Here is a 571-nt window from a genome sequence, read left to right on the forward strand (position 1 = left end):
GACGCAGCCGTACGAGCCGGCTGCCAGGGCGGCGGCGGTGCCCGCCGCTGCTGCTGCGGTGCCGGCGCCCGCCGCGATGACGTCGAAGCGGCGGCTGCCGGCCAGGCCGCGCAGGACCGCCTCGCGCTCAGCCGCGACTGCCGTCACGATCAGCACGCGCGGCGCGGGGGCTTCTTCCGCCGCAGCACTGCGCGCGGCGGCCCCGGAATGATGATGATCCTTCGATTCCATAATCAGCCTCCTTTTGTAGCCTTGGTATAAGTTAGGATAGGATTCATTTTGAAGTATTATGAAAGTCTACGCCGTTTTAGAGAACAAATCAAATATGCGGAGCGGGAGATAGATGGATTTTATCCACTTGCTGATGAACGAATAAACCCTGCTAAAACAGCAGCTGGATAAAAGGCACTTAATTAAGGATGCTTCACCCAAAGTGTCGAAATTCAGCTCTATTAGATGTAGATTTTCAGACTGTTGAAAAAGCCGATTTTCAAGCTGCTACATTCCTGGGAATTCCTAAATAATAGGTAAAATCAGAAGATCTATCGTTTGTCAGATCCAAATGCAAAAC

Annotated in this window: 1 protein-coding gene and 1 pseudogene; one reads left to right on the top strand and one right to left on the bottom strand. The window is 52.9% G+C overall.

Annotated elements, in window-relative coordinates; all coding sequences use genetic code 11:
- Window positions 1-231, bottom strand: a pseudogene (locus ACFSX3_RS31000) (futalosine hydrolase); the annotation flags it as partial.
- Window positions 232-279: 48 nt separating this feature from the next.
- Between ACFSX3_RS31000 and ACFSX3_RS31005 the strand changes: the two are divergent.
- A complete protein-coding gene (locus ACFSX3_RS31005) occupies window positions 280-402 on the top strand; it encodes a hypothetical protein (protein ID WP_379254525.1) in 123 nt (40 codons plus the stop codon).
- Window positions 403-571 lie beyond the last annotated feature (169 nt).

This window comes from Paenibacillus rhizoplanae (assembly GCF_042684125.1).
Lineage (GTDB): Bacteria > Bacillota > Bacilli > Paenibacillales > Paenibacillaceae > Paenibacillus_AQ > Paenibacillus_AQ rhizoplanae.